Origin of the sequence: Tenacibaculum sp. Ill, from assembly GCF_051938915.1 — a bacterium.
Classification (GTDB): Bacteria; Bacteroidota; Bacteroidia; order Flavobacteriales; family Flavobacteriaceae; genus Polaribacter; species Polaribacter larymnensis.
In genome coordinates this window covers 820005-837327 of sequence record NZ_JBPSCW010000002.1, presented here as the reverse complement: position 1 = coordinate 837327, position 17323 = coordinate 820005, and the positions used below count along the sequence as shown (strand labels likewise).

At 32.8% G+C, this 17323-nt stretch carries 17 protein-coding genes; 15 read left to right on the top strand and 2 right to left on the bottom strand.

Translation table 11 applies throughout. The features are described 5' to 3' along the window. Window positions 1–3 precede the first annotated feature (3 nt). Complete coding sequence (locus ACTPNM_RS03980) at window positions 4–1761, bottom strand: aromatic amino acid hydroxylase (RefSeq protein ID WP_440120712.1); 1758 nt, start codon at window positions 1759–1761, stop codon at window positions 4–6. A 115-nt stretch (window positions 1762–1876) separates the two neighbouring features. On the opposite strand from ACTPNM_RS03980, the gene ACTPNM_RS03975 reads away from it, so the two are divergent. The 6 genes from ACTPNM_RS03975 to ACTPNM_RS03950 all read left to right on the top strand — a co-directional run bounded on the left by ACTPNM_RS03975 (window position 1877) and on the right by ACTPNM_RS03950 (window position 6909). Then, window positions 1877–2644: a M48 family metalloprotease gene (locus ACTPNM_RS03975; protein WP_440120711.1), complete on the top strand. Its 768-nt coding sequence runs from the start codon at window positions 1877–1879 to the stop codon at window positions 2642–2644. A 26-nt stretch (window positions 2645–2670) separates the two neighbouring features. Next, a complete protein-coding gene (locus tag ACTPNM_RS03970; protein ID WP_440120710.1) occupies window positions 2671–3069 on the top strand; it encodes a hypothetical protein in 399 nt (132 codons plus the stop codon). Window positions 3070–3227: 158 nt separating this feature from the next. After that, complete coding sequence (gpmI, locus tag ACTPNM_RS03965; RefSeq protein WP_440120709.1) at window positions 3228–4745, top strand: 2,3-bisphosphoglycerate-independent phosphoglycerate mutase; 1518 nt, start codon at window positions 3228–3230, stop codon at window positions 4743–4745. An 11-nt stretch (window positions 4746–4756) separates the two neighbouring features. After that, window positions 4757–5287, top strand: a complete 531-nt coding sequence (locus ACTPNM_RS03960; RefSeq protein ID WP_440120708.1) for a thioredoxin family protein — start codon at window positions 4757–4759, stop codon at window positions 5285–5287. A gap of 29 nt (window positions 5288–5316) precedes the next feature. Beyond that, window positions 5317–6135 carry a type I methionyl aminopeptidase gene (gene map / locus ACTPNM_RS03955; protein WP_440120707.1) on the top strand — a complete coding sequence of 273 codons (819 nt, stop codon included), beginning with the start codon at window positions 5317–5319 and terminating at the stop codon, window positions 6133–6135. 3 nt (window positions 6136–6138) lie between these two features. After that, entirely contained in the window at window positions 6139–6909 is a 771-nt protein-coding gene (locus ACTPNM_RS03950; RefSeq protein ID WP_440120706.1) for a class I SAM-dependent methyltransferase, read from the top strand. On the opposite strand, the gene ACTPNM_RS03945 is transcribed toward ACTPNM_RS03950, so the two are convergent. Then, window positions 6906–7877, bottom strand: coding sequence for an FAD:protein FMN transferase (locus tag ACTPNM_RS03945; protein ID WP_440120705.1), 972 nt, complete (start codon window positions 7875–7877; stop codon window positions 6906–6908). The two genes, ACTPNM_RS03950 and ACTPNM_RS03945, sit on opposite strands and share 4 nt — an antisense overlap. Window positions 7878–8007: 130 nt before the next feature. Here ACTPNM_RS03945 and ACTPNM_RS03940 point away from each other — a divergent pair, with 130 nt between their 5' ends. The 9 genes from ACTPNM_RS03940 (at window position 8008) to asnS (ending at window position 17309) form a co-directional block, all read left to right on the top strand. Next, window positions 8008–8856 carry an OmpA/MotB family protein gene (locus ACTPNM_RS03940; protein ID WP_274640795.1) on the top strand — a complete coding sequence of 283 codons (849 nt, stop codon included), beginning with the start codon at window positions 8008–8010 and terminating at the stop codon, window positions 8854–8856. Between the two features lie 188 nt (window positions 8857–9044). Next, entirely contained in the window at window positions 9045–9500 is a 456-nt protein-coding gene (gene rplM, locus ACTPNM_RS03935; protein WP_274640796.1) for a 50S ribosomal protein L13, read from the top strand. A 2-nt stretch (window positions 9501–9502) separates the two neighbouring features. Then, window positions 9503–9889 carry a 30S ribosomal protein S9 gene (gene rpsI, locus ACTPNM_RS03930; protein ID WP_028892298.1) on the top strand — a complete coding sequence of 129 codons (387 nt, stop codon included), beginning with the start codon at window positions 9503–9505 and terminating at the stop codon, window positions 9887–9889. A 142-nt stretch (window positions 9890–10031) separates the two neighbouring features. Then, window positions 10032–10778 (top strand): 30S ribosomal protein S2, encoded by a 747-nt coding sequence (gene rpsB, locus ACTPNM_RS03925; RefSeq protein ID WP_274640797.1) that lies wholly within the window; start codon window positions 10032–10034, stop codon window positions 10776–10778. Between the two features lie 91 nt (window positions 10779–10869). Next, a complete protein-coding gene (gene tsf / locus ACTPNM_RS03920; RefSeq protein WP_274640798.1) occupies window positions 10870–11838 on the top strand; it encodes a translation elongation factor Ts in 969 nt (322 codons plus the stop codon). A 111-nt stretch (window positions 11839–11949) separates the two neighbouring features. Next, complete coding sequence (gene pyrH, locus ACTPNM_RS03915) at window positions 11950–12660, top strand: UMP kinase (RefSeq protein WP_125065931.1); 711 nt, start codon at window positions 11950–11952, stop codon at window positions 12658–12660. Between the two features lie 48 nt (window positions 12661–12708). Then, entirely contained in the window at window positions 12709–13263 is a 555-nt protein-coding gene (gene frr / locus ACTPNM_RS03910) for a ribosome recycling factor (RefSeq protein ID WP_440120704.1), read from the top strand. A gap of 96 nt (window positions 13264–13359) precedes the next feature. Further along, window positions 13360–15723: an efflux RND transporter permease subunit gene (locus ACTPNM_RS03905; RefSeq protein ID WP_440120703.1), complete on the top strand. Its 2364-nt coding sequence runs from the start codon at window positions 13360–13362 to the stop codon at window positions 15721–15723. A 152-nt stretch (window positions 15724–15875) separates the two neighbouring features. Further along, window positions 15876–17309, top strand: a complete 1434-nt coding sequence (gene asnS, locus ACTPNM_RS03900; RefSeq protein ID WP_440120702.1) for an asparagine--tRNA ligase — start codon at window positions 15876–15878, stop codon at window positions 17307–17309. Window positions 17310–17323 lie beyond the last annotated feature (14 nt).

The window sequence follows — 17323 nt, the reverse complement described above, 5'->3', positions numbered from 1 at the left end:
ATGTTATACTTCTTGGTAATTTTCCAACAAAAGTAAACCGTTTTCTATTAACGTAGTGTAACTCTTGTTACTTTTCATGTTTTCAAGATATTCACGTAACGTTTGTTTTATTGAAAAATTGTTTAGTGTTGCCAATTCTAACAACTCTAACGGCAACAACCAATCATTTTTAAACTTCGATTTTACTTCTGTAAAAATTTCCTCAATATCTTCTTCAGAAACCATGCCACCCTCTCTTAACTCTCTTACTCTGTCATACAAACCGTATAACTTTCTATCTGAATCAGAATATTGAATTTTATGCGTTTTAGTTTCCGATACTTTTCCTATATCTCCAAACGAAGCTACATCAGCAGATCCAGCAAAAGCCGACACTACCTCAACACCAACTGCCATATCATACACTCCCCAATCTGGGTGAAATAATAATGTGTCACCATGAGTTACAGTACAGTTTTTAAAGGAAATCAATAGAATTCTACCTCTTAAATCTCTTGTTCCTGTAATAACTTCTCCAACTACTTTTACCCCTCCTTCAAATTCTAACGTAACTTGTTCTCCTTCGTAAATTCCATACGCTTTTAAATCACGCGGACTCATATTTTCTATCGGAATATTAATTCCTTTTAACTTTCCTATTGGACTACCAAAACCTTCAGCATGATAATTTATACCGTGACCTATTAACTCTTTATCTCTATTTGCTAAGGCAGTAGGTCCTGTAGTTTGCACATAAATAGCTTTGTTATTCTCATCTGTTATTACATTTGTAAAAACACCTGATATCTGAATACCAGTACTCAATTCAATAGTTCCTAAATTTTTAGAATCTATTAGTTTTTCTATTCCTTTTAATCCTCCAGTTCGTATTGCCATTTTATTAGCAAACTGTTCCAATACCAAACTTAAATGAGCAAAGTCTGGCGTAACAAATAATTGAGGTTGAGGTTTTGTAATATCAAAGCTTACATTAGCAGCATCTAATGTATATGGAACTTTTTCTACTTCATCTTTCATACACCATTTGCTTTCTCCTATAGAAGATAACAATCCAGCTCCATAAATTTTCGGATCATCAAGAGTTCCTATCAATCCATACTCAACTGTCCACCAATGTAGATTTCTTATTTGAGCCATTTCCGAAAGCTCTCCCATATTATCTTGTAACCACTCCACTTTTTCTTGCGCTTCATCAATTTCTTTTTGAGTAGAATTTGGATCTTCTTTTAAGATAGATAACAAACGAATGGCTTCATACATTTCGTAATCTTTTGCTGAAGAAATCGCTTTCGCTCCAATTTCTCCGAAACGACGTAAATACTCAGCATATTCTGGGTTTGCTATAATTGGCGCATGCCCTGCAGCTTCATGAATAATATCAGGAGCTGGTGTGTATTCGATATGATCTATCGTACGCATGTCAGATGCAATCACTAACACGTTGTATGCTTGAAACTCCATAAAAGCATTTGGTGGTATAAAACCATCAACAGATACTGCTGCCCAACCTATTTCTTTTAAAATACGGTTCATTCCTTGCATATGAGGAATTTTCTCTACGGAAATACCTGTCTTTTTCAATCCATCTAAGTACGAATCATGCGCTACTTTCCCTAAATAATCTACGTTCATACGCATTACATAACGCCATACTGCTTGGTTCTGAGCAGTATATTCATCGTACGGTTGTTTTACCACAAATTTATGTAAGTGCTTGGGTAACTTCTTAGTAACTTCGTTTAATTCAAAGTGAGGCTCCATAATGTTGTTTGTTTTGCTGTGTAAATTTAAGTTTTTTATAGTTCACAAAAAATTGATATCCGTTAAATTATATATTTTGTACTTTTACTTTTGGGACTAATAAAACAACTTATTGATGAAAATTAAAGGAGGCTTAAAAACTCGTTTACTTATAGGTATAGCTATAGTTGCTTTTGCTTATTTACGTAAATGCAGTCAACAAGAGGTAAACCCTTACACAGGAAAAACACAAGCAGTTAGCCTATCTCCAGAACAAGAAATCGCTATCGGACTACAACAAACTCCTGTAATGACTCAACAGCATGGAGGTTTATACCCTAACGAAAATGCTCAAGCACTTGTAGACAAAGTTGGTGCAAAACTTGTAAACAACACGATAGCTAAAAAATCTGGCTATCAGTTCGATTTTCATTTATTAAGAGACGAAAAAACTATTAATGCTTTTGCTTTACCAGGCGGACAGGTTTTCATTACTCATGCTCTGTTTTCTCAACTAAAAAACGAAGATCAATTAGCAGGAGTTTTAGGACATGAAATTGGTCATGTTTTAGGAAAACATTCTAATGAACGAATTACTGACGCAAATTTTTGGAAGCTTTTAACCATGGGAGCTTCTGTTGGTGCTGATTTAGGACAATTAGCTAATAATATTGGACAACAAACTTTGTTAAAGAACGGTCGTGGTGATGAACTAGAAAGTGATGAATTAGGCGTAAAATTAATGATTGATGCGGGTTATAATCCTGAAAACTTAATTGGTGTAATGGAAATTTTAAAAGCTGCAGCAGGACCAAATAGAATTCCTGAGTTTCAAAGTACGCATCCTGATCCTGAAAACAGAATTGAGAAAATTAAAGAGGCTATTCGTAAGTATAGAAAATAATTATTTGTTTTATAAAACAAACAGAAATGAGAAAAACACTTTATGAAACTGAAAAATTAAAAATTGAACATGAATGGGAAGATACATTCCTAATAAATAAGTCAACAAATCAAATACTTTTAAAAGATGATTTTTATGGAGATCCCGACTGTGGACTCATAGACAAGAATAATAAATGGGCTGTGATTGGAGGAGACCACTTAACTATTTGGACCCAAAAATCATGGAAAAGAATTGAGAATGAAGATTTAAAGTGGATACATTCATTAAAATATGTAAATGATGATATTTTTAGAATTTTAATCGATCCTTGGAGTGAAAAACCAGCAATTTGGGAATTTAACTTAAAGACTTTTGATTACAATAAAATTCGAGATTTTAATGACTATAATGGAAGATTGTATCAAGACCAAGTAACCTGGTAAGACATAAAGTTGAAAAAAGAAACAAAACCCAACTGGTTAAGAAGAGTATTCTCTACCTTTTATTCTTTGGGATATTAATATACATTGCTTTTGTTTTTGTGAATTCCTAAAATATTCCCCAAAAATCTTTCTTACTTTTGCAGTGCAACACACAACAAATGAACAAGAAAGTAATTTTAATGATTTTGGATGGATGGGGAATTACCCAAGATCCAAAAGTATCGGCCATATACAACGCTAAAACCCCATTTATAAATTCGTTATACGATAAATTTCCTCATGCACAGTTAAGAACTGATGGCGAACATGTTGGTTTACCTGTAGGACAAATGGGAAATTCTGAAGTTGGGCATATGAATTTAGGTGCTGGTAGAATTGTATATCAAAACTTAGCTAAAATCAACAAGGCTGTAAAAGATGGAACTTTAGCACAAGAAAAGGAACTTCTAAACGCTTTTGAATATGCAAAGGCAAACAATAAAAATGTTCATTTTTTAGGATTGGTTTCTAATGGAGGAATTCACTCTCATATTGACCATCTAAAAGGACTATTATCTGCAGCTAACAATGTTGGTTTAGATAATGTTTATCTACATGCTTTTACTGACGGACGTGATTGTGATCCAAAATCAGGAAAATATTTCATCAACGACATTCAAGAACATATGCAAGAAACTACGGGTGAATTAGCTACAATCACTGGTCGTTACTATGCTATGGATCGTGATAATCGTTGGGAACGTGTACAGCTTGCTTATGATGCTTTAGTGAATGGAGAAGGCTCTTTTTCTTCGGATGCTTCAACTAGCATTCAACAAAGTTATGATACAGACGTTACCGATGAGTTCATCAAGCCTATAATTATGGTTGATGAAAACAACCAACCAAAAACTACAATTAAAGAAGACGACGTTGTTATTTTCTTCAATTTTAGAACCGATAGAGGACGTCAATTAACAGAAGCTTTGAGTCAAAAAGATTTTCCTGAGTTCAACATGAAGAAATTACCATTGTATTTTGTTACTATGACAAATTATGATGACACATTTAACAATATTCATGTTATTTACGACGGAAAAAACATTGAAAACACCTTGGGTGAAGTATTAGAATCAGCAGGAAAAAGTCAAATTAGAATTGCTGAAACAGAAAAATATCCACATGTAACTTTCTTTTTTTCTGGTGGAAGAGAAGAAGAGTTTAAAGGAGAAAAACGTTTATTGTGTCCGTCACCAAAAGTAGCTACTTATGATTTAAAACCTGAGATGAGTGCTTATGAGATTCGAGATGCTATTGTTCCTGAACTACAAAGCGGTGATGTTGATTTTGTGTGTTTAAACTTTGCAAATGGTGATATGGTAGGACATACAGGAGTTTTTGAAGCTGCTGTTAAAGCCTGTGAAGCGGTTGATGATTGTGTAAAAGATGTAATTACCACAGCACTAGATAACGACTATACTACTATTTTAATTGCAGATCACGGAAACTGTGAAACAATGATTAACCCAGACGGAACACCACATACAGCTCATACTACCAACCCAGTCCCTATGATTTTAATCGATAAAGAATTAAAATCAATAAAAAGTGGTATTTTAGGCGATGTTGCTCCAACTATTTTAAAACTAATGGGTGTTGAGCAACCTGAAGAAATGACACAACATTCGCTTATTTAAAAATTAATCTTATGAAAAAAATCGTATACCTTTTTGTAGCCTTACTTATTGTTTCTTGTGCGTCTACTCCTAAAAACCTAGCAACCAAAAACGAAAACGGAAATTTAGTTGGTATCGCTACTAAAAAAGACTTTCAGCAAGAACCATATGGGAGTGATTGGTTCAACGATTTTTATTCATATTACGAAACAGACAAGGGTACCGTAGAAAAACTAAAACCATACTTAAAAGACATAAAAATAAAAGGGTTTATGGGAACTTGGTGTGGAGATAGTAAAAGAGAAATCCCTAATTTTTATAAAATTTTAGACGAAGCAGAATTCGACTATAAGAACCTTGAATTGGTTACTGTAAACCGTCAGAAAAAAGCTAACGGACTAGAAGAAGGCTTTAATGTAATTAGAGTTCCAACCTTTATATTTTATAAAGATGGAAAAGAAATTGGTCGTTTTGTAGAACATGCTATTGAAGATAGCTCAGTTGAAGAAGATTTCTTAAAAATACTATCTGGTCAAGAATACAAACATCCATATCAAAAATAACTGTAAATTTGCGCCTCAATATTTTTACCATGATTAAACCAAAAACTAGAGAAGAAATTGAATTAATGCGCGAAAGTGCTTTAGTAGTATCAAAAACTTTAGGTATGCTTGCCAAAGAAGTAAAACCCGGGGTTACTACATTGTATCTTGATAAACTTGCCGAAGACTTTATTCGTGAGCAAGGTGCCATTCCTGGTTTTTTAGGCTTGTATGATTTCCCTAACACTCTTTGCATGAGTCCAAACTCACAAGTAGTTCACGGAATTCCAAATAACACACCTTTACAAGAAGGTGATATCATTTCTATTGATTGTGGTGCTATAAAAAATGATTTTTATGGAGATCATGCCTATACGTTTGCTGTAGGTGAAATTGCTCCTGAAACTCAAAAACTACTTGACGTTACTAAAGAGAGTTTATATGTAGGTATTCGTGAATTTAAAGTAGGAAATCGTGTTGGAGATGTAGGATTTGCTATTCAAAACTTCACTGAAAAGCATGGCTATGGTGTTGTTCGTGAATTAGTAGGTCACGGATTAGGACGTAAAATGCACGAAGATCCTGAAATGCCTAACTATGGACGCAGAGGACGAGGTAAAAAATTTATTGAAGGTATGGTAGTTGCCATTGAGCCTATGACAAACTTAGGAACACAAAAAATTCGCCAACACAGTGACGGATGGACCATCACTACTTTAGACAATAAACCTTCTGCCCACTTTGAGCACGATGTAGCTATTATTGATGGTAAACCTGAGTTATTATCTACCTTTAAGTATATATACGATGCGTTAGGTATTGAAAGTAATGAGGAAGACGAATTCAGACAACAACCATTAGTCTTATAATTTGTGTCTTTATTTAAAGTAATACTAAATACAATTCCAAGACCAATATTAATCAAAGCTAGCTATTGGGCACGCCCAATTATAGCTTGGTGGTTAAAAGGAGATAATTTTACGGATCCTATCGATGGAAAATCGTTTCGTAAACTTTTACCTTATGGATATGGAAAACAACGTCCGAACGCACTTTCCCCTTCTACATTGTCGCTTGAAAGACATCGTTTAATGTGGTTGTTCTTGCAACAAGAAAGCAACTTTTTCTCTTCTGAGAAAAAACTAAAAGTATTACATATTGCTCCAGAGCAATGTTTTTTAGATCTTTTTAGAAAACAATCGAACCTAGAGTACACTACTTCTGACTTAGAATCACCTATTGCTGATGTAAAAGCAGATATTTGTGACCTTCCTTTTGAAAACAATTCTTTTGATGTAGTATTTTGTAATCATGTATTAGAACATATTTCTGACGACACGAAAGCAATGCAAGAATTGTATCGTGTAATGAAAACTGGTGGGTTTGGTATTTTTCAAATTCCTCAAGATTTATCTAGAGAAGTTACTTTTGAAGACAATTCGATTACAGACCCCAAAGAGCGTGCAAAAATATTTGGCCAGTATGACCATGTTCGCGTATACGGTCGTGATTACTTTAACAAACTACGTTCTATAGGTTTTACAGTTGATGAAATAGACTATACAAAAAAAATCGCCCCAGAAAAACTAGAACGATTTGCTTTAATGAAAGGCGAAATTTTGCCTGTATGCTATAAAAATTAATTAGTATACTCTGCTAACTCATTTGCTTCATTATGATATAGTAACACCACCTTTAACTCTGGGTGTTCTTCTAAAAATACTTTTGTTTTCTCTAGGCCCATTGCTAAAAAAGCAGTAGCATAAGCATCTACATCAGCGCAATCTCCTTTTAAACGAACTGACACGCTTAATAAGTTACTTTCCTCTGCCAATCCTGTCTTTGCATTTACCGTATGTACTATTTTTTTTCCTTCAGCATTTACCTTGTATTTTCTATAATTTCCAGAAGTTGCCATTGACTCGTTATCCAATTCAATTACTTTTTGAATAGAGCGTGTTCCGTCAACATTTGGTTTTTCAATAGCCACTTTCCATAATTTTCCATCTTTTGTACCTCTAGCTCTAATCTCACCTCCTATTTCTACTAAATAATCATGAACATTTTTCGATTCTAAAAATCTACCTACCACATCAACACCATAACCTTTAGCGAAAGCATTTACATTAAACTCTATATCTGAGCTTTCTCTATGAACTTTTCTATCCTTTAAAGAAACTTTATCAAACCCCACATGTTCCATTAAGGCTGAAATTTCCTCAGTAGTTAGATTCTTTTTTTCCTTACCTGACCCAAATCCATATGCATCAATCAATCTTCCTATAGTTGGATCAAAATACCCATCAGTTTCTTTATAAATTTTTTTAGCTTTTTCAAACACTTCAACAAACATATCATCAACAACTATTGTAGTATCTCCTTGATTAATTTTTGAGATATCAGAAGTAGGCATATACGTTGACAATGATTTATTTACCAAAACAAACAGACTATCAATGGTTTTTTGATAGTCTTCACTACTCACATAAGTAATATGGTAAGTCGTTCCAAAAACAGCTCCTTGAAGCTTCGTTATATTTTGTTTTTTTTCTTCTTTACAAGCTATTACTAACAATAATAAAACTAATAAAAGCGTTATCCTTTTAATCATCTTTAAAAATTTAGTCACAAAAATAATGCTTTCACACTTCATAAAAGATTGTTAATTCTCTTTTTTGTGTCTTCATTTTTATAAATTTGCTTAACTATTAATAAATACATCTAAAAAAAATCAGAATAAAATGAGAAAAATATTTTTATTCCTTACTGCTTCAATTTTACTAGCATCATGTGCTTCAACAAAAGAGTTAGAAGCTATTAAAGCTAAACATGAACAAACGAAAGAAGAGTTATTAGCTGTAAAAGCTAACTTAACAAAATGTTTAGTTGAAAAAGAAAATTGTGAAGACAAAGCATTTTCTTTAGAGTCTAGAGTAACAGAATTAAAGAAAGATAAAGAAAATACGTTACAACAAGTTGAGAATTTAACTGTATTAACTCAAGGTGCTAATGATAACATTAAGGAAACACTAGCTCAATTAAGTAAAAAAGATAAGTACATCAACAAAATTAGAGAAGCTGCTTCTAAGAAAGATTCTTTAAACTTAGTAGTTGCATTCCACTTAAAAAGAGAATTACAAGACGGTATTGATGATGAAGACATCGAAGTTAATGTTGAAAAAACAGTAGTATTTATTTCAATCTCTGACAAGTTATTATTTAAAAGCGGAAGTTACACTATTAACGACAAAGCTTCTAAGGTGTTAGAAAAAGTTGCAACTGTAGTTAACGGACAACCTCAAATGGATGTAATGGTTGAAGGACATACAGACAACACTCCTGTTTCAGCTGGATCAGCATTGAAAGATAACTGGGGCTTAAGTGTTTTACGTTCTACTGCTATTGTTCGTGAGTTACAAGGAAAATATAATGTAGCTCCTGAAAGGTTAATCGCAGCTGGTAGAAGTAGCTATGTTCCTTTAGTAGAAAACAACAGTCCTGCTAACAAAGCTAAAAACAGACGTACAAAAATCATTATTTTACCAAGACTAAATCAATTCTTTGATTTATTAGATCAAAAAGTAGAATAGTTTTTAAACATATAGATTAAAAAGCGTGCCATGTGCACGCTTTTTTTATACGTTTTGCTTAGCTAAAATAAATAGTAAAAAAATTAAACTAACACGCTATTTGTCAATCAAATAATTAATCGTACATTTGCAGACCTTTTTAAAGGATAAAATTAAATTATTAATAAACAAAAACTAATCGTGTAATTATGAACACATTAAGTTACAAAACAGTATCAGCTAATAAAGCTACCGTAAACAAAGAGTGGGTTTTAGTTGATGCGGACGGGCAAACATTGGGTCGTCTAGCTTCTAAAGTTGCAAAACTTATTAGAGGTAAGTACAAGCCAAATTATACTCCTCACGTAGATTGTGGAGACAACGTTGTTATTATCAACGCTGAAAAAATCAACCTAACTGGTAAAAAGTGGACAGATAAGTCTTACATCCGTCACACAGGTTACCCAGGAGGACAAAGATCATTAACTGCTACAGAAATGTTCGAAAAAGATCCTACAAGATTAATCGAAAAGGCAGTAAAAGGTATGTTACCTAAAAACCGTTTAGGTAGCGCGTTATTCAAAAATTTATATGTTTACGCAGGTACAGAGCATGGTCAAGAAGCTCAAAAACCTAAAACTATTAACCTTAACGATCTTAAATAATTATGGAAACTGTACACAAAATAGGTAGAAGAAAAACAGCTGTTGCTCGTGTTTATGTTTCTCAAGGAAGTGGAAACATCACTATCAACAAAAGAGAGTTTAAAAACTATTTCACTACTCCAACTTTACAATACAAAGTTCAACAACCTTTAATGTTAACTGAAAACTTAGAGGCTTACGACATTAAAGTAAACGTATATGGTGGTGGTGTTACTGGTCAAGCTGAAGCTATTCGTTTAGCGATTACTAGAGCATTAGTATCAATTAACGAAGAAAACAAAGCTGTATTAAAACCAGAAGGATTATTAACTCGTGATCCAAGAATGGTTGAACGTAAGAAATTCGGTCAGAAGAAAGCACGTAAGAAATTCCAGTTCTCTAAACGTTAATGTTTTACTGAACTTGTTTCAGTATTTAAATGTTTCGAGACTGTTATTTATAAATCAATTTTTAACAGTTTAGTATCTAAATATTTCAGACTTAATAACTACTGAAATATTGCGAAAACAGAACGTAAACACATTTATTAAAATGGCAAACATTCAAGAATTATTAGAAAGTGGTGTTCACTTTGGACACTTAACTAGAAAGTGGAATCCTAACATGGCTCCATACATTTATACAGAGCGTAATGGTGTTCACATCATCGATTTGTACAAAACTTCAGCTAAAATTGACGAGGCATCTGCTGCGTTACAAAAAATAGCTAACTCAGGACGTAAAATCTTATTCGTTGCAACTAAAAAGCAAGCTAAAGATATCGTTGCTGAAAAAGCTAAAGCTGTAAACATGCCTTACATTACTGAGCGTTGGCCAGGTGGTATGTTAACAAACTTCGTTACTATTCGTAAAGCCGTTAAGAAAATGACTGCTATTGATAGAATGAAGACTGATGGTTCTTTTGATGCATTATCTAAAAGAGAAAAATTACAAATTACTCGTCAACGTGAAAAATTAGAAAAGAACTTAGGTTCAATTTCTGATATGACTCGTTTACCAGGAGCTTTATTTGTAATTGATGTAAAGAAAGAACACATTGCTGTTGCTGAAGCACAAAAATTAAACATTCCAATCTTTGCAATGGTTGATACAAACTCTGATCCAAGACCAATCGATTTTGTAATTCCTGCAAATGATGATGCTTCTAAATCTATCGATAAAGTATTATCGTATGTAACTGATGCAATTGCTGAAGGCTTAACTGAAAGAAAAGCTGACAAAGAAAAAGCTAAAGCTGAAAAAGCAGCCGACGCTCCAGCAAAAGAAGAAGCAAAATAATTTTTAATTTAAAGGTTTCATTACATTGAAACCTTTAAATTTTTACAACTTTGTACAACAATATATTTACAACTAAAAAATAACGATAGAAATGTCAGTAAAAATTAGCGCTGCAGACGTAAAGAAATTAAGAGAAACTACCGGAGCTGGTATGATGGATTGTAAAAAAGCATTAGTAGAAGCTGAAGGTGATTTTGATAAAGCTATTGAAATTTTACGTAAAAAAGGACAAAAGATTGCTGCTAAAAGAGCGGATCGTGAGTCTACTGAAGGTGTAGCAATCACTAAAATTAGCGATGACAACACATATGGTGTTGCTATCGTATTAGCATGTGAAACAGATTTCGTAGCTAAAAACGATTCATTCAAAGCTTTAGCGCAAGAATTTGTTGACATCGCTTTTAACCACAAAACAAAAGAGGAGTTTTTAGCTGCTGATTTTGGTGGTGTAACTGTTGCTGAAAAATTAATCGAGCAAACAGGAGTTATCGGTGAAAAAATCGATATCACTGCTTTCGAAAGAATTGAAGCACCATACGTAGGAGCTTACACTCACGTTGGAAAAATTGCTGCAATGGTAGGTTTAACTGCTGTTGTAGATAACGCTGCTGAGTTAACTAAAGACTTAGCTATGCAAGCTGCTTCAATGGGAGCAACTTCTTTATCTTACAAAGATTTTGATCCTGCTTATGTAGCTTCTGAAACTGAAGCTAGAATTGCTGCGATTAAAAAGGACAACGAAGAATTAGTACGTTTAGGTAAAACTTTAAAGAACGTTCCTCAATTTGTTTCTCGTTTACAATTAACTGATGAAGCTTTAGCGAAAGCTGAAGAAGAAGCTAAAGAGCAATTAAAAGCTGAAGGTAAACCAGAACAAATCTGGGACAAAATCTTACCAGGTAAAATGGAAAGATTTATCTCTGACAATACAACTTTAGATCAAGAACAATGTTTATTAGATCAAAAGTTTATTAAAGACGAAAAGAAAACTGTTGCAGAATATGTTTCTACTTACGGTGACGTTGAAGTTAAAAACTTCGTAAGAGTTACTTTAGGATAATTCTCAACAACAATTTTATATTAAACCATCCAATTTTTGGATGGTTTTTTTTTATGTCTTAAAATTAGAATAAAAAAAATATGTAGCTTTGCACAACTTTCAACAAAACAAATGCAATACAAAAGAATTCTTTTAAAATTAAGTGGTGAGGCACTGATGGGTGAACGTCAATATGGTATTGACCCAAACAGACTTAAAGAGTATGCCCAAGAGATAAAACAAGTTATAGATAAAGGAGTAGAAGTAGCCATTGTTATTGGTGGTGGAAATATTTTTAGAGGAGTTGCTGGTGCTAGTCAAGGTATGGACCGTGTACAGGGTGACCATATGGGAATGTTAGCTACTTGTATTAATGGATTGGCTTTACAAAGTGCCTTAGAAGATCAAGGAATTCACACACGTTTACAAACTGCTATTGAAATTAAAGAAATTGCAGAACCTTATATAAAACGTCGAGCTAATCGTCACTTAGAAAAAGGACGTGTAGTAATTTTTGGTGGAGGAACAGGAAATCCGTATTTTACAACCGATACAGCAGCTGTTTTAAGAGCTATTGAAATTAACGCTGATGCTATTTTAAAAGGTACACGTGTTGATGGTATTTATACAGCCGATCCAGAAAAAGATAAAGATGCTGTTAAATACGAAAACATTACATTTAAAGACGTTATTGAAAAAGGTCTGAAAGTAATGGACATGACAGCTTTTACATTAAGTGAAGAAAACAAATTACCAATTATTGTTTTTGATATGAACAAGCAAGGAAATCTTTTAAAGCTTGTTTCTGGAGAAAACATTGGAACAATAGTTGATAACGAATAAACCGAAAAGTTACCCTCAACCTATTTGAGGTTTTTAAATACGAACAAAATGAACGAAGAGATTGATTTTATTTTAGATTCGACTAAAGAGGCAATGGACAAAGCTATTAGCCACTTAGAAAAAGAGTTAGTAGGAATTAGAGCTGGTAGAGCAACTCCTGCTATGCTAAGCACAATTATGGTAGATTATTATGGCTCTCAAACACCATTATCGCAAGTAGCAAACGTAAATACTCCTGATGCTAGAACTATATCTGTTCAACCATGGGAAAAGAATATGTTACAAGAGATCGAAAAAGCTATTATGCTTGCAAATATCGGTTTCAACCCTATGAATAATGGAGAAAACATTATAATTAATGTGCCACCGTTAACTGAAGAGCGTCGTAAAGGCTTAGCTAAACAAGCAAAAGCAGAAGCTGAACATGCAAAAGTTGGAATTCGTAATGCTCGTAAAGATGCTAACAACGAAATTAAAAAAGTTGATATATCTGACGATATGAAGAAAAATTCTGAAGCTGAAGTTCAGAAATTAACTGATGATTATGTGAAAATAATCGACGAAAAGTATGCTGTTAAAGAAAAAGAAATTATGACTGTATAATTTCTTTTAAGAAATAGTTAAAAAAGAGCGTCATATGACGCTCTTTTTTTCGTTTAATTCATTCATTTAGCATAACTTTGCTGAAATTTTTTTTGGATGACTTTTTGGACTAAAATCGCAGGGTTCTTATTGCGAAATCGTTACTTAGTTTTAATTACTATTGCTATAATTACAGGACTTTTAGTCACTCAGATGAAATATATGCGCTTCTCCTATACAGAAGCCAACTTACTTCCTACCGATCATGAGGTAAACATTGAATACAACAAATTCTTAGATATTTTTGGAGAAGAAGGTAATCTCATCATTTTAGGTGTAAAAGATTCTACAATATTTACACCTGCTAAATTTAATGCATGGAATAAACTTGTTAAAGACTTAGACAGCTTACCACAAGTAGATTTTACTGTTTCTGTTGCTGATGTTCAGCAATTAAAGGCCGATAGAAAAAAAAGAAAATTTGTCGTTGAGCCACTGTTTGAAGAAGCTCCATCTACTGATGAAGAAATTAAAAACATAAAGAAGCAACTTTTTGAGAAACTTCCTTTTTATAACAACTTATTATACAATGATAAAGGTACTTTACAAACAGCCATTTATTTAAATAAGGATATTGTAAACACTCCTATTCGTAAAGATTTTGTTTTTGATGTTTTAATACCAACTATAAAATCTTTTGAAAAAGACAATAAAATAGATGTTCGTGTTTCTGGTATGCCTTACATAAGAACTCTAAATTCTCAGAACATTACTGATGAAATGGGAATTTTTGTTATTGGTGCATTATTAATAACAGCTATTATCTTTTTCTTCTTTTTCCGTTCGTTTAGAGCTACATTTATTACGCTACTCGTAGTAAGTATTGGAGTAACTTGGGCTTTTGGTTTCATGGGATTATTCCGTTATGAAATTACCGTACTATCAGCGTTAATTCCGCCTTTAATTATCGTAATTGGTGTACCGAATGCGGTTTTCTTAATAAACAAGTATCAACAAGAAGTAAAAAAACACGGAAATCAAGCAAAATCATTACAACGTGTAATTTCTAAAGTTGGAAATGCTACATTAATGACCAACATTACTACTGCTTCAGGTTTTGCAACTTTTATATTTGTTAAAAGCAGGCTAATGCGTGAGTTTGGTGTTTTAGCATCTGTAAATATCATTAGTATTTTTATTCTAGCATTATTAATCATTCCGATTATATACAGTTTTATGCCACTACCGGAAAAAAAGCATTTAAACCACCTAGAAAAAAAATGGATGGGTAATGTTGTTTCTTGGATGGAACGTATGGTAAAAAAACAACGAATTGCTATTTATATTACTACAGTTTCAATAATCATTTTTAGTATGATTGGCTTATACATGATTCGTGTATCAGGAAGCTTGATTGAAGATATGCCTAAAGGAAAACAGTTTTATAAAGATATTAAGTTCTTTGAATATGAATTTGGAGGAATTATGCCTTTAGAAATTTTAATTGACACTAAGAGAGAAAAAGGTGTTATGAAGCTTTCTACATTAAAAAAGATGGAAAAGCTTAATGAAACTATTGAAACTTTTCCTGAATTATCAAAACCTATATCTGTTACAAATCTTGTAAAATACTCTAAGCAAGCTTACTATAACGGAAACCCTAAATATTATCAATTACCAACAAGTCAAGAGAAGAGTTATATTTTCTCATATACTAAAAACTCTGATAGTAACTCTGGTATGCTGAAGAACTTTGTAGATAGCACAGGACGTTACGCTCGCATAACTACGTTTATGAAGGATATTGGTACCGATAAAATGGACATTATCCAGGATCGATTACAGGCTGTAATTAACAAGCAATTTCCAGGTGAAAAATTTGACGTTTCATTAACAGGTAAAGCATTAGTATTTTTAAAAGGAACTAACTATTTAATTAAAAACTTGGTTATATCTCTATCGTTAGCGATTATATTAATCTCAATATTTATGGCATGGATGTTCCGTTCGCCACAAATGATATTAATCTCACTAATACCTAATATGCTTCCACTACTAATTACAGGTGGGTTAATGGGATTCTTTGATATCCCTATAAAACCTTCAACTATTTTGGTGTTTAGTATAGCCTTTGGTATTTCGGTAGACGACACTATTCACTTCTTAGCAAAATATAGACAAGAATTGCTAGCAAATAACTGGAAAATAAAACCCGCTGTATACTCAGCTTTAAGAGAAACAGGAGTTAGTATGTTCTATACTTCAATAGTCCTTTTCTTTGGCTTTTTAGTCTTTACAGTTTCTAGCTTTGGTGGTACTATTGCATTGGGAGGTTTAGTTTCTATTACATTATTGTTAGCCATGGTTTCAAACTTACTATTGTTACCTTCTCTCCTACTTTCTTTCGAGAAAAAGATAGCAAACAAAAAAGTTTTAAAGGAAACTAAATTCAAAATATTACCTCCAAAAGAAGATAAATAAGACTAGTATTAGGAGAATTATACTTAGTTTACAAATGCTTGCTTTTCTATTAAATTTAGTGAGTAAAAGTTAACTCTTTATTCTTGTGTCTCTTTATTGCTAATTAACAGCAAAAAAGTATCTTTGCTTGATTTTATTGAAGATATAAAGACATGAAAAGAAGTAGCGTTAAAGATTTATTACAATCTGACAAATTTTTACAAGAAGTACACGTAAAAGGATGGGTAAGAACTTTTAGAAGCAATCGTTTTATTGCTCTAAATGATGGTTCTACTATAAATAATATTCAGTGTGTTGTAGATTTTGAAAATACCGACGAAACTTTATTAAAAAGAATAAATACTGGAGCTGCAGTTAGTATACAAGGTACTTTGGTAGAAAGCCAAGGTAAAGGGCAAACAGTAGAAGTTCAAGTAAACAATTTAGAGATTTTAGGAGATTCAAATCCTGATGAATATCCAATTCAGCCTAAAAAACATAGTTTAGAGTTTTTACGTGAAAATGCACATTTACGTGTAAGAACTAACACTTTTAGTGCTGTAATGCGCTTACGTTCTGCATTATCATTTGCAGTACATCAGTACTTCCAACAAAACGGATTTTACTATGTAAATACTCCTATTATTACTGGTTCTGATGCTGAAGGTGCTGGTGAAATGTTTAAAGTAACTCAATTTGAAGCAAACAAAGCTCCTGTAAACGAAGAAGGTGAAATAGACTACTCTAAAGATTTCTTTGGAAAAGAAACTAACTTAACTGTTTCTGGTCAATTAGAAGGTGAAACCTATGCGATGGCATTAGGTAAAATATATACTTTCGGGCCTACTTTTAGAGCTGAGAACTCAAATACAACACGTCACTTAGCAGAATTCTGGATGATTGAGCCAGAAGTAGCGTTTAATGATTTAGATGCTAATATGGATTTATCTGAAGACTTTATTAAGTACGTATTACAATATGTGCTAGATAACTGTAAAGATGATTTAGCTTTCTTAGATAATCGTTTAGCACAAGAGGAAAAAACAAAGCCTCAAGCACAACGTAGTGAAATGGGCTTAATTGAAAAATTACGATTTGTTGTAGACAACAACTTTAAGCGTGTAAGCTATACAGAAGCTATTGACATTTTAAGAAACTCTAAGCCTAACAAAAAGAAAAAATTTCAATTCCCTGTTAACGAATGGGGGGTTGATTTACAATCTGAACACGAACGCTATTTAGTAGAAAAGCACTTTAAGTGTCCTGTAATTTTATTTGATTATCCAGCAAATATAAAAGCGTTTTACATGCGTTTGAATGAAGATGGTAAAACAGTTCGTGCCATGGATGTTTTATTCCCTGGAATTGGTGAAATGGTAGGAGGTTCAGAAAGAGAAGAACGTTTAGATGTTTTAAAAGAAAAAATGGCTGAACTAAATATTCCTGAAGAAGAGTTATGGTGGTATTTAGATACTCGTAAGTTTGGTACCGCAGTACATTCTGGTTTTGGTTTAGGTTTTGAACGTTTAGTTTTATTTGCAACAGGAATGAGCAATATTCGTGATGTTATCCCTTTTCCAAGAACACCACAAAACGCTGAGTTTTAAAAAAATCATAAAAC

Coding starts and splice junctions, on each gene's coding strand:
- ACTPNM_RS03980 (WP_440120712.1), bottom strand. CDS start 1,761: ATGGAGCCTCACTTTGAATTAAACGAAGTTACTAAGAAGTTACCCAAG.
- ACTPNM_RS03975 (WP_440120711.1), top strand. CDS start 1,877: ATGAAAATTAAAGGAGGCTTAAAAACTCGTTTACTTATAGGTATAGCT.
- ACTPNM_RS03970 (WP_440120710.1), top strand. CDS start 2,671: ATGAGAAAAACACTTTATGAAACTGAAAAATTAAAAATTGAACATGAA.
- gpmI (WP_440120709.1), top strand. CDS start 3,228: ATGAACAAGAAAGTAATTTTAATGATTTTGGATGGATGGGGAATTACC.
- ACTPNM_RS03960 (WP_440120708.1), top strand. CDS start 4,757: ATGAAAAAAATCGTATACCTTTTTGTAGCCTTACTTATTGTTTCTTGT.
- map (WP_440120707.1), top strand. CDS start 5,317: ATGATTAAACCAAAAACTAGAGAAGAAATTGAATTAATGCGCGAAAGT.
- ACTPNM_RS03945 (WP_440120705.1), bottom strand. CDS start 7,877: ATGATTAAAAGGATAACGCTTTTATTAGTTTTATTATTGTTAGTAATA.
- ACTPNM_RS03940 (WP_274640795.1), top strand. CDS start 8,008: ATGAGAAAAATATTTTTATTCCTTACTGCTTCAATTTTACTAGCATCA.
- rplM (WP_274640796.1), top strand. CDS start 9,045: ATGAACACATTAAGTTACAAAACAGTATCAGCTAATAAAGCTACCGTA.
- rpsI (WP_028892298.1), top strand. CDS start 9,503: ATGGAAACTGTACACAAAATAGGTAGAAGAAAAACAGCTGTTGCTCGT.
- rpsB (WP_274640797.1), top strand. CDS start 10,032: ATGGCAAACATTCAAGAATTATTAGAAAGTGGTGTTCACTTTGGACAC.
- tsf (WP_274640798.1), top strand. CDS start 10,870: ATGTCAGTAAAAATTAGCGCTGCAGACGTAAAGAAATTAAGAGAAACT.
- pyrH (WP_125065931.1), top strand. CDS start 11,950: ATGCAATACAAAAGAATTCTTTTAAAATTAAGTGGTGAGGCACTGATG.
- frr (WP_440120704.1), top strand. CDS start 12,709: ATGAACGAAGAGATTGATTTTATTTTAGATTCGACTAAAGAGGCAATG.
- ACTPNM_RS03905 (WP_440120703.1), top strand. CDS start 13,360: ATGACTTTTTGGACTAAAATCGCAGGGTTCTTATTGCGAAATCGTTAC.
- asnS (WP_440120702.1), top strand. CDS start 15,876: ATGAAAAGAAGTAGCGTTAAAGATTTATTACAATCTGACAAATTTTTA.